The 16,189-nt window shown below is 70.7% G+C and carries 13 protein-coding genes and 1 pseudogene; 12 read left to right on the top strand and 2 right to left on the bottom strand.

Annotated features, from left to right (window positions below; all coding sequences use genetic code 11):
- Positions 1-293: 293 nt before the first annotated feature.
- Positions 294-770 (bottom strand): SRPBCC family protein, encoded by a 477-nt coding sequence (locus CCN35_RS17335; protein ID WP_067389008.1) that lies wholly within the window; start codon positions 768-770, stop codon positions 294-296.
- Between the two features lie 583 nt (positions 771-1,353).
- On the opposite strand from CCN35_RS17335, the gene CCN35_RS17330 reads away from it, so the two are divergent.
- The 3 genes and pseudogenes from CCN35_RS17330 to CCN35_RS17320 all read left to right on the top strand — a co-directional run.
- Positions 1,354-2,949: an alpha/beta hydrolase gene (locus CCN35_RS17330; RefSeq protein ID WP_086793410.1), complete on the top strand. Its 1,596-nt coding sequence runs from the start codon at positions 1,354-1,356 to the stop codon at positions 2,947-2,949.
- Positions 2,950-2,997: 48 nt separating this feature from the next.
- Positions 2,998-3,396 carry a RidA family protein gene (locus tag CCN35_RS17325; protein ID WP_067389011.1) on the top strand — a complete coding sequence of 133 codons (399 nt, stop codon included), beginning with the start codon at positions 2,998-3,000 and terminating at the stop codon, positions 3,394-3,396.
- Positions 3,393-3,910: pseudogene (locus CCN35_RS17320) on the top strand (N-acetyltransferase family protein); the annotation flags it as partial. The gene CCN35_RS17325 and the pseudogene CCN35_RS17320, both read left to right, overlap by 4 nt.
- 13 nt (positions 3,911-3,923) lie before the next feature.
- Here the strand turns inward: CCN35_RS17320 and CCN35_RS17315 are convergent.
- Positions 3,924-4,514 carry an adenylosuccinate lyase gene (locus CCN35_RS17315; protein WP_086793408.1) on the bottom strand — a complete coding sequence of 197 codons (591 nt, stop codon included), beginning with the start codon at positions 4,512-4,514 and terminating at the stop codon, positions 3,924-3,926.
- A 381-nt stretch (positions 4,515-4,895) separates the two neighbouring features.
- Here CCN35_RS17315 and CCN35_RS17310 point away from each other — a divergent pair, with 381 nt between their 5' ends.
- The 9 genes from CCN35_RS17310 (at position 4,896) to pssA (ending at position 15,893) form a co-directional block, all read left to right on the top strand.
- Positions 4,896-6,701 carry a 3-hydroxyacyl-CoA dehydrogenase family protein gene (locus tag CCN35_RS17310; protein WP_086793406.1) on the top strand — a complete coding sequence of 602 codons (1,806 nt, stop codon included), beginning with the start codon at positions 4,896-4,898 and terminating at the stop codon, positions 6,699-6,701.
- 136 nt (positions 6,702-6,837) lie between these two features.
- Complete coding sequence (locus CCN35_RS17305; protein WP_236560534.1) at positions 6,838-7,653, top strand: TetR family transcriptional regulator; 816 nt, start codon at positions 6,838-6,840, stop codon at positions 7,651-7,653.
- Positions 7,654-8,089: 436 nt separating this feature from the next.
- Positions 8,090-9,433, top strand: coding sequence for a crotonyl-CoA carboxylase/reductase (ccrA, locus tag CCN35_RS17300; protein WP_067389021.1), 1,344 nt, complete (start codon positions 8,090-8,092; stop codon positions 9,431-9,433).
- A 9-nt stretch (positions 9,434-9,442) separates the two neighbouring features.
- Entirely contained in the window at positions 9,443-11,491 is a 2,049-nt protein-coding gene (locus CCN35_RS17295) for a protein meaA (RefSeq protein WP_067389023.1), read from the top strand.
- Positions 11,488-12,507: an HpcH/HpaI aldolase/citrate lyase family protein gene (locus tag CCN35_RS17290; RefSeq protein WP_236560535.1), complete on the top strand. Its 1,020-nt coding sequence runs from the start codon at positions 11,488-11,490 to the stop codon at positions 12,505-12,507. Before CCN35_RS17295 ends, CCN35_RS17290 begins: the two co-directional genes overlap by 4 nt.
- Before the next feature lie 5 nt (positions 12,508-12,512).
- Positions 12,513-13,022 carry a MaoC family dehydratase gene (locus tag CCN35_RS17285; protein ID WP_067389025.1) on the top strand — a complete coding sequence of 170 codons (510 nt, stop codon included), beginning with the start codon at positions 12,513-12,515 and terminating at the stop codon, positions 13,020-13,022.
- A 2-nt stretch (positions 13,023-13,024) separates the two neighbouring features.
- On the top strand, positions 13,025-14,230 hold the full coding sequence (locus CCN35_RS17280; RefSeq protein WP_067389027.1) for an acyl-CoA dehydrogenase family protein: 1,206 nt from the start codon (positions 13,025-13,027) through the stop codon (positions 14,228-14,230).
- A gap of 171 nt (positions 14,231-14,401) precedes the next feature.
- Positions 14,402-15,049, top strand: a complete 648-nt coding sequence (locus CCN35_RS17275) for a phosphatidylserine decarboxylase (protein ID WP_067389029.1) — start codon at positions 14,402-14,404, stop codon at positions 15,047-15,049.
- Between the two features lie 22 nt (positions 15,050-15,071).
- Positions 15,072-15,893, top strand: a complete 822-nt coding sequence (gene pssA, locus CCN35_RS17270) for a CDP-diacylglycerol--serine O-phosphatidyltransferase (protein WP_067389031.1) — start codon at positions 15,072-15,074, stop codon at positions 15,891-15,893.
- The last annotated feature ends 296 nt before the right edge of the window (positions 15,894-16,189 follow it).

The following is a 16,189-nucleotide window of genomic DNA, read 5'->3' as shown; positions in this document are numbered from 1 at the left end:
GGCGGGAAGAGCCGCAGGGGACGGGGACGGCGGACCCGGCGGGACGCTCCGGCGGAGGGCGTCACCGACGGGCTCCCGGGGCAGCCACGACCGGCATGTCCCGCGCGGGAGCGGTCCTGCCCGCGCACCGCTCCCCTCGGCGCACCCGTCGCACGGCCCCCGTGGAATTCCGCGTGCGCCGAACGGCCCGGACGGACAGGGCGAGTTGCGGCACGACGCCGGTCCGCGGGGAGGTCCACCCGAACCGGTGAGGGGCAACACGGCCCTCACTCGGATGAGTTGCCCGCGGGGACCTACTCGGCGCCCTCGCCCTTCCCGCCCTTCTCACCCTTCTCGACCTCGGCGGCGAACCTGGCGAGCAGGTCGTCGTAGATCCGGCTGAGGCCCTTGGGGGCGAACGTCCTCTCGAAGAAGCCGCCGATGCCGCCGGCGCCCTTCCAGGTGGTGGTGACGACGATCCGGGACCTCCCCTCGCCGGCCGGGGTGACACGCCAGGTGGTGACCATGGAGGAGTTGCGGTCCTTCTCGACGAGCTCGCCGTCGGTCGGCTCGGTGACCTCCATCAGGCAGTCGCGGACCCGCTTGCTGGTGGCCTGGAGCTTCCAGTGGACGAGCGTGCCCTCGCCGTCCCCGCCCTCGCGCACCTCGTACTCGCTGAACTGCCCGGGCAACACCTTCGGGCGAGTGTCGCGGTAGTCGGCGAGCGCGTCGAACACCTTCTCCGCGTCGGCGGCGACGACCCGTTCCGTAGTGGCCTCGACCTGCGCCATGGCTTCCTCCAGGACAGTGCGTTCTCGGGCTTGGGGCAAGCCAACCACCCCCCTGCCCGGACCCCAAATCGGAACTCCGCAAGTGATCGAACCCGGAACCCCGGGTGATCGTGAACGATGCCTGTGCGATCACCCGCACGATCAGGGGAACCCCCGTCCCCTCCTCCGGGCGACGCCTCCGGGGGCGGCGGTCGTGCGCCGGGGCGGCCCCGCACCGGGCGTGCCGCACCGGTCCGTCGCACAGGGAGGGCGCCCGCTCCCCGGGGGACACCGGCTCCCCATCACCCGTCAGACGGACATCGACGCCCGGGAGTCGCACAGAAGTCGCACAGAAATCACACGGAAGTGCGGCACCGCTCCCCCGCGTTGGGGAATACCGCGTCGCACCCGGCCGTCCGGACCGGCACCGCCCGCGCTCCCCGAACCGGTCCCTCGCACGCCCATCTGAGATCGTTCGAGCGCTTCACCCGACCCGATCGGGTCAAGGACCGTCAGAATGCGTTCTTTCGGGGGCACTTTCCGGGACGATGCGGCGAGGATCGCGAGACCGCGGTCCGCAGCCCTCTCCGTCCTGGGAGAACGTATGAGAAGAAGCGCCGCCGTGCTGTGCGGTGCCGCCGTCCTGGCCGGGTCCCTCACGGCCGTTCCCGCCGAGGCGAGCACACCGCACCCCGCAGCCGCCGTGAAGGCCGCCGAGGTCGTGTGGAAGGAGTGCGGCACCACGGAGCACCCGACCCTTCAGTGCGGAACGGTGGAGGTGCCGCTGGACCACGCGAATCCGTCCGGACGACGGATCACTCTGGCGCTGTCCCGCATCCCGCACACCGCGAAGACCCATCAGGGCCCCTTGCTGGTCAACCCCGGCGGCCCCGGCGGCAGCGGTCTGTCGCTGGCCGGGATCGTCGCCTCCTCCCTGCCCAAGGAGGTCGCGGCCCAGTACGACATCATCGGCTTCGATCCGCGCGGGGTGGGCGAGAGCTACCCCACCCTGGACTGCCGGCCGGGACACTTCAAGCCGGTGCGCCCCGACTCGGTGCCGAGCACGACCGCCCTCGAGCAGACCAACCTCACACGTGTGCGGGACTTCGCCGCCGCCTGCGGCAGGAAGTACGCGAGCGTGCTGCCGTACATGGGCACGGTCGACTCGGCGGCCGACATGGAGGTGATCCGGCAGGCGCTCGGCGCGGAGAAGATCAGCTACCTCGGTTACTCCTACGGCACCTATCTGGGCGCGGTGTACGCCAAGCTCCACCCGGAGCGGGTGCGCCGGCTCGTCCTGGACTCGGTCGTCGACCCGACCGGCGTCTGGCACGACTCCAACATCCAGCAGAACCACGCCTTCGAGAGCCGTCACCAGGCCTTCATGGCGTGGATCGCCAAGCACCACGCGGCATACGGGCTGGGCACCGACCCGGCCGGGGTCGAGGCCAAGTGGTACGCGATGCGGGCGGCGCTCGCCAAGAGGCCCGCGGGCGGCAGGGTCGGCCCCTCCGAGCTGGAGGACACCTTCCTCCCGGGCGGCTACTACAACGGCCACTGGCCCCGCCTGGCCCAGGCGTTCGCGGCGTACGTGAACGACGGGAGGACCGGGCCGCTCGTCGAGGCGTACGAGGACCTCGCCGCCATCGACGCCGCCGGAGACAACAGCTACAGCGTCTACACCGCGGTGCAGTGCCGTGACGCCGCCTGGCCGCGCACCTGGCAGCAGTGGCGCGAGAGCACCTGGGAGGCGCACCGCAAGGCGCCGTTCATGACCTGGAACAACACCTGGTACAACGCACCCTGCGCCTTCTGGCCGGTCCCCGCGCGAACCCCGGTGGACGTCGCCAACAGCAAGCTGCCGCCGGCGCTGCTGTTCCAGGCGACCGACGACGCGGCCACCCCGTACGCGGGCGGTGTCGCGATGCACCGTCTGCTGGCCGGCTCCCGTCTGATCGTCGAGCAAGGCGGCGGCAACCACGGCGTCACGCTGAGCGGGAACGACTGCCTGGACAGGCATCTGGCCGCGTATCTGGCCGACGGCACGGTGCCGCGCGAGCGGGGCGTCGTGGACGCGGAGTGCCGCGCGCTGCCCGACCCGAAGCCGCAGGACGCGAAGGCGTCCTCCTCGAAGACCTCTTCCGCTCCCGGCACCGCGCGCGGCGCGGCGCTGCACGACCTCATCCGCTTCCGCGGCTGAGCCCTCCCGGGGGCGGGCGGCGGCGGACCCGTGGTCCACCATGGACGCATGAGCGAGCCGACCAGAATTCCCGCCCCCGCCGGGGTCGCCCCCGCCACGCAGTACACCCATGTCGTCACGGGCACCGGCCGTTTGGTCGCGGTCTCCGGCCAGCTCCCCCTGGACGAGGACGGCGGACTCGTCGGCGAGGGCGACCCGGCCGCGCAGGCGCGTCAGGTCTTCGAGAACCTGCGCCGCTGTCTGGCCGCGGCGGGAGCGACCTTCGAGCACGTCGTCAAACTCACCTATTTCGTCACGGACATGGCCCACCTCCCGGCCATCCGCGCGGCTCGCGCCGCCCACATCCCCGACGACCGCCTCCCCGCCTCCTCCGCCGTCCAGGTCGCCGCTCTGGTCCGCCCGGAGTTCCTGATGGAGATCGAGGCACTCGCGGTGGTGCCCGAATGAGGGACGTGCGCATCCGGCGGACGACCCTCGCGCGGACTGCGACCGGGTCTCCGGGATCCGTGTGCGCGGCCGGCAGAGCGCCTGCCGGGGCCTCGTCCCGCCGTCGCACCTCGACGCGCTCGGCGCGGAGCGGGACGCCGAGGCCCGGCGCACGCGCCTCGCACGGAACGACGGCAGCGTGGTGAACCTGGTCGCCGAGTACGGTGGCAAGGTCGTCGGCTGGGCCTGCCACGGCCCGTACCGGGACGGCGAAGTCCGCACTCGGGACGCCGAGTTGTATGCGCTCTACGTGGATCCGGTCCACTGCGGCGGCGGCATCGGCCGTGCGCTGCTGACGGAGGCCGTGCGCCGGTGCGTGGCCTCCGGACCCACCCGCATGTTCCTGTGGGTTCTGAAGGAGAACGCCGGAGCCCGGCGCTTCTACGAACGGGCGGGCTTCAGCGCGGACGGGACCGAGCAGTCCTTCGAGGTGGACGGGGGCGCCGTGCCCGCGGTGCGGTACGTCATGGATCTGCCGGCCCGGGCGGTCACCGCTGCTTCGGGATCCGTGCCAGCGCCCGCGCCGCCTCCTCGGCCAGGGCCGGATGGGCCAGGGCCTCGGTGAGGACCCGGCGTGCCCGCGGGTCGCCGAGGACGCCCAGGCCCTCCACGCAGGCGAGAGCAACACGGTGATGGGGGTCGTGGGGGCGCAGGCGGCGTTCCAGGGTGGTGACCAGGGCGGGGACGGACTCGGGGGCGCGGAGCTCCACCAGGAGCCGTACCGGGTGCAGGGCGTAGGCGACGCGGAGTTCGTTGGTGGCCAGGGCCGCCGCCGCACGGGCGGTGCGGGGATCGCCGAGGCGGGCCAGGGCGTGGGCCGCACCGGCGCAGCGCTGTGGATCGCGGTGGTTCAGCAGCAGGACCAGCGACTCGAAGGCCCGCCGGTCACCGGCCAGGCCCAGCCGGAACGCGGCCAGCTCCCTGGCCCACAGCGGCTGCCCGGGCGCCGTGAGGACCTCGGCCAGCTCGTCCGTGTCCGAGGTGGCGGCCAGACGGTCGTACGCCGCCGACCCGCCCGCCTCCCGCCGTAAGCGCTCCGTGAGCAAGCGCACCACTTCGTCTTCTTCGTCCTCGTTCACGGCGGCCAGCCTAGGGGCGCGGCCGGGCACATGGGATCTGCATCACAAATCCAGGGGGTGGCGCGCTCATTACCCGCGAGTTACGCTCAGACGAGCGAGTTCACCCACTCGTATGACTTCGCAGTGGCCTGGTGACGCAGCCACCGCGAGTGCTGTCGGTTCGGTACCGCAGGTACCGCAGTACGGCCGGCTCCGGGACAGGCCGGCCGGTTCCCGCCGTCCGCCGGGCGTGTGTGCGCATGGGCGCCCGTGACGGTCGGCACCGGGCGTGTGCGCTCAGTGAGCCCGGCCGAACACCCGCACTCGTTTCCGCGCGTCCGGTGCGCCCTTCGGCGCACCGGGCGTGCTCCCCGTCGTCACCCTCATCTCTGGAGTCCCACGATGGCCACTCCCCTCTCCGACACCTCTCCGTCCCCGCTGAAGACGATCGCCGTCGTCGGTCTCGGCACCATGGGCACCGGGATCACCGAGGTCCTCGCCCGGTCCGGCCGCGAGGTCGTCGGCATCGACATCAGCGAGGCCGCCGCCGCCAGGTCCAGGGCCGCCCTGGAGTCCTCCACCGCCCGCGCCGTCGAGCGCGGCCGTCTCACCGAGCAGGAGCGCGCGGACCTCCTCGCGCGGGTGCGCACCTCCACCGCCCTGACCGCCGCGGCGGACGCCGACCTGGTCATCGAGGTGGCACCGGAGTCGTACGAGATCAAGCAGCAGATCTTCCGGGAGCTGGACGGCATCGTCCGCCCCGAGACCATCCTGGCCACCGGCACCAACGCCCTGTCGGTGACCCGTCTGGCCTCCGGCTCGGCCCGCCCCGAGCGCGTCCTCGGCCTGCACTTCTTCAACCCGGCGCAGGCCATGAAGCTGGTCGAGGTGGTCTCCTCGGTGCTGACCGCCCCGCAGGCCGTCGCCGCCGTCACCGACCTCGCCCTGGAGCTCGGCAAGGAGCCCGTCGCGGTCGGCGACCGGCCCGGTTTCATCGCCGACGGGCTGCTGTTCGGCTATCTCAACCAGGCCGCCGCGATGTACGAGGCGAAGTACGCCACCCGTGAGGACATCGACGCCGCGATGCGGCTCGGCTGCGGCCTGCCGATGGGCCCGCTGGCGCTGCTCGACCTGATCGGCATCGACACCGCGCGGACGGTCCTGGAGGCCATGTACGCCGAGTCCCAGGACCGGCTGCACGCCCCCGCGCCGATCCTCAAGCAGCTCAGCGAGGCCGGTCTGACCGGCCGCAAGGCGGGCCGGGGCTTCTACACCTACGAGGCCCCGGGCAGCGGCACCGTGGTGCGCGACGCCCTGACCCCGCCCGAGGAGAAGGTCCTCGTCCCCGGCCGTCCGGTCCGCTCCGTGGGGGTCGCCGGCTCGGGCACCATGGCCTGCGGCATCGCCGAGGTGTTCGCCAAGGCCGGGTACGAGGTCGTGCTCGTCGCCCGGAGCGAGGAGAAGGCGCAGGCCGCCAAGGCCCGGATCGGCAAGTCCCTGTCCCGTTCCGTCGACAAGGGGCGGCTGACCGCCGAGGCCGCCGCACAGGCCCTGGACCGGATCAGGGCGACCGCCTCCTTCGACGACCTTTCCGACGTGGACCTGGCCGTGGAGGCCGTCGCCGAGGACCTGACGGTCAAGCAGCAGCTGTTCGCGACGCTGGACAAGGTCTGCAAGCCGGGCGCGGTGCTGGCCACCACCACCTCCTCGCTCCCCGTGATCGCCTGTGCCCGTGCCACCTCGCGTCCGCAGGACGTCATCGGCATGCACTTCTTCAACCCGGCACCGGCGATGAAGCTGGTCGAGGTCGTGCGGACGGTGCTGACGGCGGACGACGTCCACGCGACGGTCCACGAGGTCTGCGGCAGGATCAGGAAGCACGCCGTCGACTGCGGGGACCGCGCCGGCTTCATCGTCAACGCCCTGCTGTTCCCGTACCTCAACAACGCGATCAAGATGGTGCAGGAGCACTACGCGTCCCTGGACGACATCGACGCGGCGATGAAGCTCGGCGGCGGCTATCCGATGGGCCCCTTCGAGCTGCTGGACGTCGTCGGCCTGGACGTCTCGCTGGCCATCGAGAAGGTGCTGCACCGCGAGTTCCGCGAACCGGGTCTGGCTCCGGCCCCGCTGCTGGAGCACCTGGTGGCCGCGGGCTGCCTCGGCCGCAAGACGGGCCGCGGCTTCCGCGAGTATGCCCGGCGCTGACCGGCCGGGCGACTGGTTCCCGGCGGGGCGGGAGTGGGGCGGTCTGCTGGACCCGGCGGCCGCTCCACCGCCCGGCGCGGCGGACGGAAGGCGGACAGGGACGCGCCACGCTGCGCGGATGCAGTACGTTCGGGGCATGTCCCAGCCCGCCAAGTCCTCACACACACCAGCCACGCCCGACACGCCGGAGAGCGCCGCGGGCTCCCGCGCGGCGGCTCAACGGCTGAAAATGCGCCGGGAGCTGGCGGCCGCCGCGATGGAGCTGTTCGCGACCAAGGGGTACGAGGCGACCACGGTCGACGAGATCGCCGCGGCGGCCGGAGTCGCCCGCCGCACCTTCTTCCGTCACTTCCGCTCCAAGGAAGAGGCGATCTTCCCGGACCACGACGACACCCTGCTGCGCGCCGAGGCGGTGCTCAACGCCGCCCCCGCGCACGAGCACCCGCTCGACACGGTGTGCCGGGGCATCAAGGAAGTCATGAAGATGTACGCGGCGCAGCCGGAGATCTCGGTCGCCCGCTACAAGCTGACCCGTGAGGTCCCCGCGCTGCGCGAGGCGGAGATCGCCTCGGTGTCCCGCTACGAGCGGCTGTTCACCCGCTATCTGCTGGGCCACTTCGACGAGCGTGCCCACGCCGACGACGCCAACGACGACCCGCTGCTGGCGGAGGTCGCCGCCTCGGCCGTGGTCACCGCGCACAACCATGTGCTGCGGCGCTGGCTGCGGGCGAACGGCCAGGGGGACGTGGAGGCGCAGCTGGACCACGCCTTCGCCATCGTCCGCAGGACCTTCGGCAGCGGGATCGGCGCCGGCCGCGCCCTGGGGTCGTCGGCGTCCTCCGAGGGCTCCTCGGCGAGCCGGCAGGGCGAGGTCCTGGTGGCGATCGCCCGCACCGACGCCCCGCTTCCGGAGGTCATGCGGACCATCGAGGAGGCCCTGAAGAACCGATGAGAATCCCCTGAGAACTCCTTGCCGCGCCCTGTGCGCGGTGTGATGACGGCCACCCTGCGGGGTGGCCGTTTTGGCATGTCAGAGCCCTTTTTCACCCGGTCTCGCGGGCCGATTCGATCGATCATCGCTCATCTGTGATGAGAAATTTTCGTCTGAGCGGAATTTCTGGCACTCAGTGCCTTGCGAGGTGACACGCGGTGTCATACGTTGAAGGTGTCCGGGCGGCCGGCGTGCAGGGACCGTACGCACGCCGGCTGTCCCAGCAAGCCATGACTGGCCTGCCCGCCCGGACGCCTGCGTCACAGGCACCTCCCGCGCCACAAAGCGCCGCCGAAGCCCCACCCGCCGAACCGACGGCACACCCTCACCCGACCCTCAGCAGCACCGACGTACCCTCGGCGCCCCTCCCTCAGGGCGCTCACCGCCGGAGGCAACCGTGACCGTGAAGAACATCCTGGAGGCGATCCAGTCGCCGGACGCCACGTCCGACGACTTCGCCTCCCTCCCGCTCCCCGAGTCGTATCGCGCGATCACCGTGCACAAGGACGAGACGGAGATGTTCGCCGGGCTCGACACGCGCGACAAGGACCCGCGCAAGTCGCTCCACCTCGACGAGGTGCCGCTGCCCGAGCTGGGTCCGGGCGAGGCCCTGGTGGCCGTCATGGCCTCCTCGGTCAACTACAACTCGGTGTGGACCTCGATCTTCGAGCCGATGCCGACCTTCACCTTCCTGGAGCGCTACGGCAGACTCAGCCCGCTCGCCAAGCGCCACGACCTGCCGTACCACATCATCGGCTCCGACCTCGCGGGCGTCGTGCTGCGCACCGGCCCCGGCGTCAACGCCTGGAAGCCCGGTGACGAGGTCGTCGCGCACTGTCTGTCCGTCGAGCTGGAGGCGGCCGACGGCCACGACGACACGATGCTCGACCCCGAGCAGCGCATCTGGGGCTTCGAGACCAACTTCGGCGGTCTGGCCGAGATCGCCCTCGTCAAGGCCAACCAGCTGATGCCCAAGCCCCGCCATCTCACCTGGGAGGAGGCCGCCGCCCCGGGCCTGGTCAACTCCACCGCCTACCGGCAGCTGGTCTCCCACAACGGCGCCGGCATGAAGCAGGGCGACAACGTGCTCATCTGGGGCGCGAGCGGCGGCCTCGGCAGCTACGCCACACAGCTCGCCCTCTCCGGCGGCGCCAACCCCATCTGCGTCGTCTCCAGCGAGCAGAAGGCGGAGATCTGCCGCTCCATGGGCGCCGAGGCGATCATCAACCGCGCCGAGGAGGGCTACCGGTTCTGGAAGGACGAGCAGACCCAGGACCCCAAGGAGTGGAAGCGCTTCGGCAAGCGCATCCGCGAGCTCACCGGCGGCGAGGACGTCGACATCGTCTTCGAGCACCCCGGCCGCGAGACCTTCGGCGCCTCGGTGTACGTCACCCGCAGGGGCGGCACCATCGTCACCTGCGCCTCCACCTCCGGGTACCGCCACGAGTACGACAACCGCTACCTGTGGATGTCCCTGAAGCGGATCATCGGCTCGCACTTCGCCAACTACCGCGAGGCCTGGGAGGCCAACCGTCTCGTCGCCAAGGGCCGGATCCACCCGACGCTGTCCAAGGTCTACCCGCTGAAGGAGACCGGCCAGGCGGCGTACGACGTGCACCGCAACCTGCACCAGGGCAAGGTCGGCGTGCTGTGCCTGGCTCCCGAGGAGGGCCTGGGCGTGCGCGACGAGGAGATGCGCGCCCGGCACATCGACGCCATCAACCGCTTCCGGAACATCTGAGAGGCGTCCATGAGCGAGCGTCAGCCCGCCGCGGGACGGCGGGAGAAGGACCGGCCGTGGCTCATGCGGACCTACGCCGGGCACTCCACGGCCGAGGCCTCCAACGAGCTGTACCGGCGCAATCTCGCCAAGGGGCAGACCGGTCTGTCGGTCGCCTTCGACCTGCCGACGCAGACCGGCTACGACCCCGACCACGTCCTCGCCCGCGGCGAGGTCGGCCGGGTCGGCGTGCCGATCGCCCATCTGGGCGACATGCGCCGGCTGTTCCAGGACATTCCCCTGGAGCGGATGAACACCTCGATGACGATCAACGCCACGGCCATGTGGCTGCTGGCGCTCTACCAGGTCGTCGCCGAGGAGCAGGGCGCGGACATCACCAAGCTCCAGGGCACGACCCAGAACGACATCGTCAAGGAGTACCTGTCCCGCGGCACGCACGTCTTCCCGCCGGGGCCGTCGCTCCGGCTGACGACGGACCTGATCGCGTACACGGTCTCCCACATGCCCAAGTGGAACCCGATCAACATCTGCAGCTACCACCTGCAGGAGGCGGGCGCCACCCCGGTGCAGGAGATCGCGTACGCGATGTCCACCGCGATCGCCGTGCTCGACGCCGTGCGCGACAGCGGCCAGGTGCCGCAGGAGCGCATGGGGGACGTGGTCGGCCGGATCTCCTTCTTCGTGAACGCGGGCGTCCGCTTCATCGAGGAGATGTGCAAGATGCGGGCGTTCGGCCGCATCTGGGACAGGATCACCCGTGAGCGGTACGGCATAGAGAACCCCAAGCACCGCCGCTTCCGCTACGGCGTCCAGGTCAACTCCCTCGGTCTGACCGAGGCCCAGCCGGAGAACAACGTCCAGCGGATCGTGCTGGAGATGCTGGCCGTCACCCTCTCCAAGGACGCCCGCGCCCGCGCCGTGCAGCTGCCGGCCTGGAACGAGGCGCTGGGCCTGCCCCGCCCCTGGGACCAGCAGTGGTCGCTGCGCATCCAGCAGGTGCTGGCCTACGAGTCCGACCTGCTGGAGTACGACGACATCTTCGAGGGCTCGAAGGTGATCGAGGCGAAGGTGGACGAGCTGGTCGAGGCGGCGCTCGCCGAGATCGACCACATCCAGCAGCTGGGCGGCGCGCTGGCCGCCGTGGAGTCCGGCTATCTGAAGTCGCAGCTGGTCGCCTCGCACGCCGAGCGCCGGGCCCGGATCGAGTCCGGCGAGGAGAAGATCGTCGGCGTCAACATCTTCGAAAGCACCGAGCCGAACCCGCTCACGGCCGACCTGGACACCGCGATCCAGACGGTGGACCCCGCGGTCGAGGAACGCGTCGTCGCCGCGCTGCGCGAGTGGCGCGACACGCGGTACCAGCCGCCCTACAACCATCCGCGCCCCTGCAAGGCGCTGGAGCGGCTGAAGGAGGCCGCCCGGGGCACCGAGAACCTCATGGAGGCCACCTTGGAGTGCGCCCGCTCGGGTGTCACGACCGGGGAGTGGGCCGGGGCGCTGCGCGAGGTGTTCGGCGAGTACCGGGCGCCGACCGGGGTGTCGTCCGCGCCGGTGACCGTGACCGCCCCGGCGGGCTCGGCCCTGGCCGAGGTGCGCCGCAAGGTGGAGGCGACGGCCCGGGAGCTCGGCGTGGGCAAGCTGCGCTTCCTGGTCGGCAAGCCGGGCCTGGACGGTCACTCCAACGGCGCCGAGCAGATCGCCGTGCGCGCCCGCGACGCCGGGTTCGAGGTGGTCTACCAGGGCATCCGGCTGACGCCCGAGCAGATCGTGGACGCGGCCCTCGCCGAGGACGTGCACGCGGTGGGCCTGTCCGTCCTCTCCGGCTCGCACGCCCAGCTGGTGCCGGACGTGCTCAGACGGCTGCGGGAAGCCGGCGCGGCCGACATCCCGGTGATCGCCGGCGGGATCATCCCCAACGGCGACGCCGAGCAGCTCAGGGCCGCGGGAGTGGCCGCGGTCTTCACCCCGAAGGACTTCGACATCACCGGGATCATCGGCCGTATCGTCGACGAGATCCGCATCGCGAACAAGCTCGACCCCCTGGAGGTCCCCGCATGACGGCCCAACCGTCGTCCGCCGCCGCTCCCTCGGCGAGCGGCTCCGCCGCCCCCGCCCCGGCCGCCGACCGCCTTCGGCCGCGGCGCTCCTGTCTGGCCGTTCCGGGCTCGAACCCCCGCTTCCTGGAGAAGGCGCAGACCCTGCCCGCCGACCAGGTCTTCCTGGACCTGGAGGACGCGTGCGCACCGCTGGCCAAGCCGGAGGCGCGGCACACCATCGTCAAGTTCCTCAACGAGGGCGACTGGACGGGCAAGACCAGGGTGGTCCGCGTCAACGACTGGACGACCGAGTGGACCTACCGGGACGTCGTGACGGTCGTCGAGGGCGCCGGCCCGAACCTCGACTGCATCATGCTGCCGAAGGTGCAGAGCGCCGATCAGGTCGTCGCCCTGGACCTGCTGCTGACCCAGATCGAGAAGACCATGGGCTTCGAGGTCGGCCGCATCGGCATCGAGGCGCAGATCGAGAACGCCCGGGGCCTGAACAACGTCAACGAGATCGCACAGGCCTCCCCGCGCCTGGAGACGATCATCTTCGGCCCGGCCGACTTCATGGCGTCGATCAACATGAAGTCGCTGGTGGTGGGCGAGCAGCCGCCCGGCTACCCGGCGGACGCCTACCACTACATCCTGATGAAGATCCTCATGGCCGCCCGCGCCAACAACCTCCAGGCGATCGACGGCCCCTACCTGCAGATCCGCAACGTCGACGGCTTCCGCGAGGTGGCCCGCCGCTCCGCCGCGCTCGGCTTCGACGGCAAGTGGGTGCTGCACCCCGGCCAGGTGGAGGCCGCCAACGAGGTCTACTCGCCCTCCCAGGAGGACTACGACCACGCCGAGCTGATCCTGGACGCGTACGCGTACTACACCTCCGAGGCCGGCGGCAAGAAGGGCTCCGCGATGCTCGGCGACGAGATGATCGACGAGGCCAGCCGCAAGATGGCGCTGGTCATCGCGGCCAAGGGCCGTGCGGCCGGTATGCGGCGCACCAGCAAGTTCGAGATCCCGGAGGGCTGAGCGGCATGCAGTTCGGACGCACCTACGAGGAGTTCGAGGTCGGGGCGACGTACAAGCACTGGCCGGGCAAGACGGTCACGGAGTACGACGACCACCTGTTCTGCCTCCTCACGATGAACCACCACCCGCTCCACATGGACGCCAACTATGCGGAGAAGACGACGGACTTCGGCAGGAACGTCGTCGTCGGGAACTACGTCTACTCCCTCCTGCTCGGCATGTCCGTGCCGGACATCTCCGGCAAGGCGATCGCCAACCTGGAGATCGAGTCGCTGAAGCACGTGGCGCCGACCTTCCACGGCGACACGATCTACGGCGAGACGACGGTGCTGGACAAGTGGCCGTCGAAGTCGAAGAACGACCGCGGGATCGTCCATGTCGAGACCAGGGGCTACAAGCAGGACGGCACGCTCGTGTGCGTCTTCCGCCGCAAGGTGATGGTGCCGACCGAGACGTACATCAAGGAACGCGGCGGCGAACAGCCCGGCCGCCCGGTGTTGAAGCAGGAGAAGTAGTCATGGCGCGACTCGCCCAGACCTCCGGTCTGACCGATGTCCAGCAGGAGATCGTCTCCACCGTCCGGGACTTCGTCGACAAGGAGATCATCCCGGTCGCGACGGAGCTGGAGCACCGCGACGAGTACCCGCAGCAGATCGTGGACGGCCTGAAGGAGCTGGGCCTGTTCGGTCTGATGATCCCCGAGGAGTACGGGGGGCTGGGCGAGTCGCTGCTGACGTACGCCCTGTGCGTGGAGGAGATCGCCCGCGGCTGGATGTCGGTGTCCGGGATCATCAACACGCACTTCATCGTGGCGTACATGCTCAAGCAGCACGGCACGCGGGAGCAGAAGGAGTACTTCCTGCCGAAGATGGCGGCCGGGGAGATCCGGGGCGCGTTCTCGATGTCCGAGCCGGGCCTGGGCTCGGACGTCTCGGCGATCACCTCGAAGGCCGTGAAGGACGGCGACGAGTACGTCCTGACCGGCCAGAAGATGTGGCTGACCAACGGCGGCACCTCCTCGCTCGTCGCGGTCCTGGTCCGCACCGACGAGGGCCACCCCGAGGGCACTCCGCCCCACAAGTCCATGACGACCTTCCTGGTGGAGAAGGAGCCCGGTTTCGGCGAGGTCCGCCCGGGCCTCACCATCCCGGGCAAGATCGACAAAATGGGCTACAAGGGTGTCGACACCACCGAGATGATCATGGACGGGCTGCGGGTGCCGGCCGACCGCGTGCTCGGCGGGGTCACCGGCCGCGGCTTCTACCACATGATGGACGGCGTCGAGGTCGGCCGGGTCAATGTGGCCGCCCGCGGCTGCGGCGTCGCCCAGCGCGCCTTCGAGCTGGCCATCGCCTACGCCCAGCAGCGCCAGACCTTCGGCAAGCCGATCGCCCAGCACCAGGCCGTCCAGTTCAAGCTGGCGGAGATGGCGACCAAGGTCGAGGCGGCGCACGCGATGATGGTGAACGCCGCCCGCAAGAAGGACTCCGGTCAGCGCAACGACCTCGAGGCCGGCATGGCGAAGTACCTGGCCGCCGAGTACTGCAAGGAGGTCGTGGAGGACTCCTTCCGCATCCACGGGGGCTACGGCTTCTCCAAGGAGTACGAGATCGAGCGCCTCTACCGCGAGGCCCCGATGCTGCTCATCGGCGAGGGCACCGCAGAAATCCAGAAAATGATCATCGGCCGCCGGCTCCTCGAGGAGTACCGCTTCCAGGGATGATTGTCCGCGTACGGGGTGTTTTCTTCGAGAAGAAGATCACACCCCGTCAGCGGTCTTCCGCGACCGACTCGGCAGCTCGGCTTACCCAGTTGCGGCCCCGAACCGCTACGATCGCCGAAAAGCCGCCGTCCCCCGTCGAAAGCGCGGCATCATCCGCTACGAAGGTCATCCATGCCCCATAGCCAAACCTCTGCACCTAGCGGCCGGATCCGCCTCGCCCGCGGAGCATCGCCGTGGCTTCTTCCAACCGTCGCCACCGCAGCCGTCAGCCTGGTCCGCGCCCGCCGCTCGGGCGTGGCCAAGGCAGTGGCCGTCCCCGCCACCGCACTCGCGGCGGGGATGCTGTGGTTCTTCCGCGACCCCGAGCGTGAGATCGCGCAGGGCAGGGTCCTCTCGCCCGCCGACGGCGTGGTGCAGAGCATCATGCCGTGGAAGGACGGCCGCACCCGCGTCGCGATCTTCATGAGCCCGCTGAACGTCCATGTCAACCGTGCCCCGCTCGCCGGCACGGTGACCTCCGTCGAGCACATCCCCGGCGGATTCGTTCCGGCGTTCAACAAGGAGAGCGAGAACAACGAGCGGGTCGTGTGGCACTTCGACACCGAGCTCGGCGACATCGAGATGGTCCAGATCGCCGGCGCGGTGGCCCGCCGCATCGTCCCGTACGTCTCCTCGGGCACGAAGGTCGAGCAGGGCGAGCGGATCGGCCTGATCCGCTTCGGCTCGCGCGTCGACCTGTACCTGCCCAGAGGCGTGGAGGTCGCGGTTCAGGTCGGCCAGAAGACCGTGGCTGGGGTGACTCGTCTTGACCGTGATTGATCGAGAACGCCAGGCGGGCTGGGTGCCCGGGGCCGACGGCGAGGACGAAGAGGAGGAAATGCCCCTCTCGCTGCGCCTGTCGATAGCGGACACCCTCACCCTGGGCAACGCCACGTGCGGCTTCATGGCGGTGTACTTCACCACCACCGGCATCCTGATCCCGCACCTGACCGGCAGCGACGACTCGGCGGGCATGGCCCGCCACAGTGCCGCCACGGCGGTCATCCTGATGCTGTGCGCGGCGGTCTTCGACCTGTTCGACGGCCTGGTCGCGAGGAAGCTGCGCTCCTCCCCCATGGGCGCGGAGCTGGACAACCTCTCCGACCTGATCAGCTTCGGCCTGGCCCCCGCGTACTTCGTCCTCGTCTACGGCATGGTCGCGGACGACGCCCACCAGAGAGTGGCGGCCCTGGGCGCGATCGTGGTGCTCCTGGCCGTGGTCCTACGGCTCGCACGGTTCTCGTGCGTGACGATGAAGGACGGCATGTTCCAGGGCATGCCCTCGCCCTTCGGGGCCCTGACGGTGGTCTCCATCGTCCTGCTGGAGCTGCCCTTCGTGGCCACGCTGCTGGCCATCCTCGGCACCGCGTGGCTGATGGTGAGCCGGGTGGAGTACCCCAAGCCGAGGGGCCGCCTGGCGGTCGCGATGCTCTCCTGGATCGTCCTGTCCATGGGCCTGCTGGCGGCCTGGGCCTTCGACGCCCCGAGCGGCCAGCTGCTGCTGCAGACCGGCTGCGCCCTGCAGCTGGTCATGGGCGCGGTGATCCCCCTGTTCGCCACGGCCCGCCGGGTGAACAACTTCCGCGACAACCGGCGCGAGGCGCGGGCGGCGCAGCTGCCGTAGCGCCCCGCCGGATCCGTACGGCGTCGAAGGGCCCCGAGCCGCTGGAAGGCGGTACGGGGCCCTTCGCCTTTCGCCCGCCTTCAGGAAGCGCGGCGGGAACCGCCGGCGGTACGGCCCGAGCGGGGCACCTGCCCCGGCGCGCGACCAACCCCGACCGGTTCGGCTCCGGTGACGGACGGCGCACGCCACATGACGGACGGCGAGCGGAAGGGCCGCAGGGGGCGAGGGCTCCGCCCTGGCCCCTGGCGGGGACTTCGTCCCCTGCACCCCTGCCCGGCGGAGCCCTCGCCCCCTGC

This window comes from Streptomyces thermovulgaris, from assembly GCF_002155915.1.
GTDB lineage: Bacteria > Actinomycetota > Actinomycetes > Streptomycetales > Streptomycetaceae > Streptomyces > Streptomyces thermovulgaris.
This window is presented reverse-complemented; position numbering and strand designations above follow the sequence as displayed.

Coding starts and splice junctions, on each gene's coding strand:
- CCN35_RS17335 (WP_067389008.1), bottom strand. CDS start 770: ATGGCGCAGGTCGAGGCCACTACGGAACGGGTCGTCGCCGCCGACGCG.
- CCN35_RS17325 (WP_067389011.1), top strand. CDS start 2,998: ATGAGCGAGCCGACCAGAATTCCCGCCCCCGCCGGGGTCGCCCCCGCC.
- CCN35_RS17310 (WP_086793406.1), top strand. CDS start 4,896: ATGGCCACTCCCCTCTCCGACACCTCTCCGTCCCCGCTGAAGACGATC.
- CCN35_RS17290 (WP_236560535.1), top strand. CDS start 11,488: ATGACGGCCCAACCGTCGTCCGCCGCCGCTCCCTCGGCGAGCGGCTCC.
- CCN35_RS17295 (WP_067389023.1), top strand. CDS start 9,443: ATGAGCGAGCGTCAGCCCGCCGCGGGACGGCGGGAGAAGGACCGGCCG.
- CCN35_RS17330 (WP_086793410.1), top strand. CDS start 1,354: ATGAGAAGAAGCGCCGCCGTGCTGTGCGGTGCCGCCGTCCTGGCCGGG.
- CCN35_RS17275 (WP_067389029.1), top strand. CDS start 14,402: ATGCCCCATAGCCAAACCTCTGCACCTAGCGGCCGGATCCGCCTCGCC.
- CCN35_RS17280 (WP_067389027.1), top strand. CDS start 13,025: ATGGCGCGACTCGCCCAGACCTCCGGTCTGACCGATGTCCAGCAGGAG.
- CCN35_RS17305 (WP_236560534.1), top strand. CDS start 6,838: ATGTCCCAGCCCGCCAAGTCCTCACACACACCAGCCACGCCCGACACG.
- CCN35_RS17285 (WP_067389025.1), top strand. CDS start 12,513: ATGCAGTTCGGACGCACCTACGAGGAGTTCGAGGTCGGGGCGACGTAC.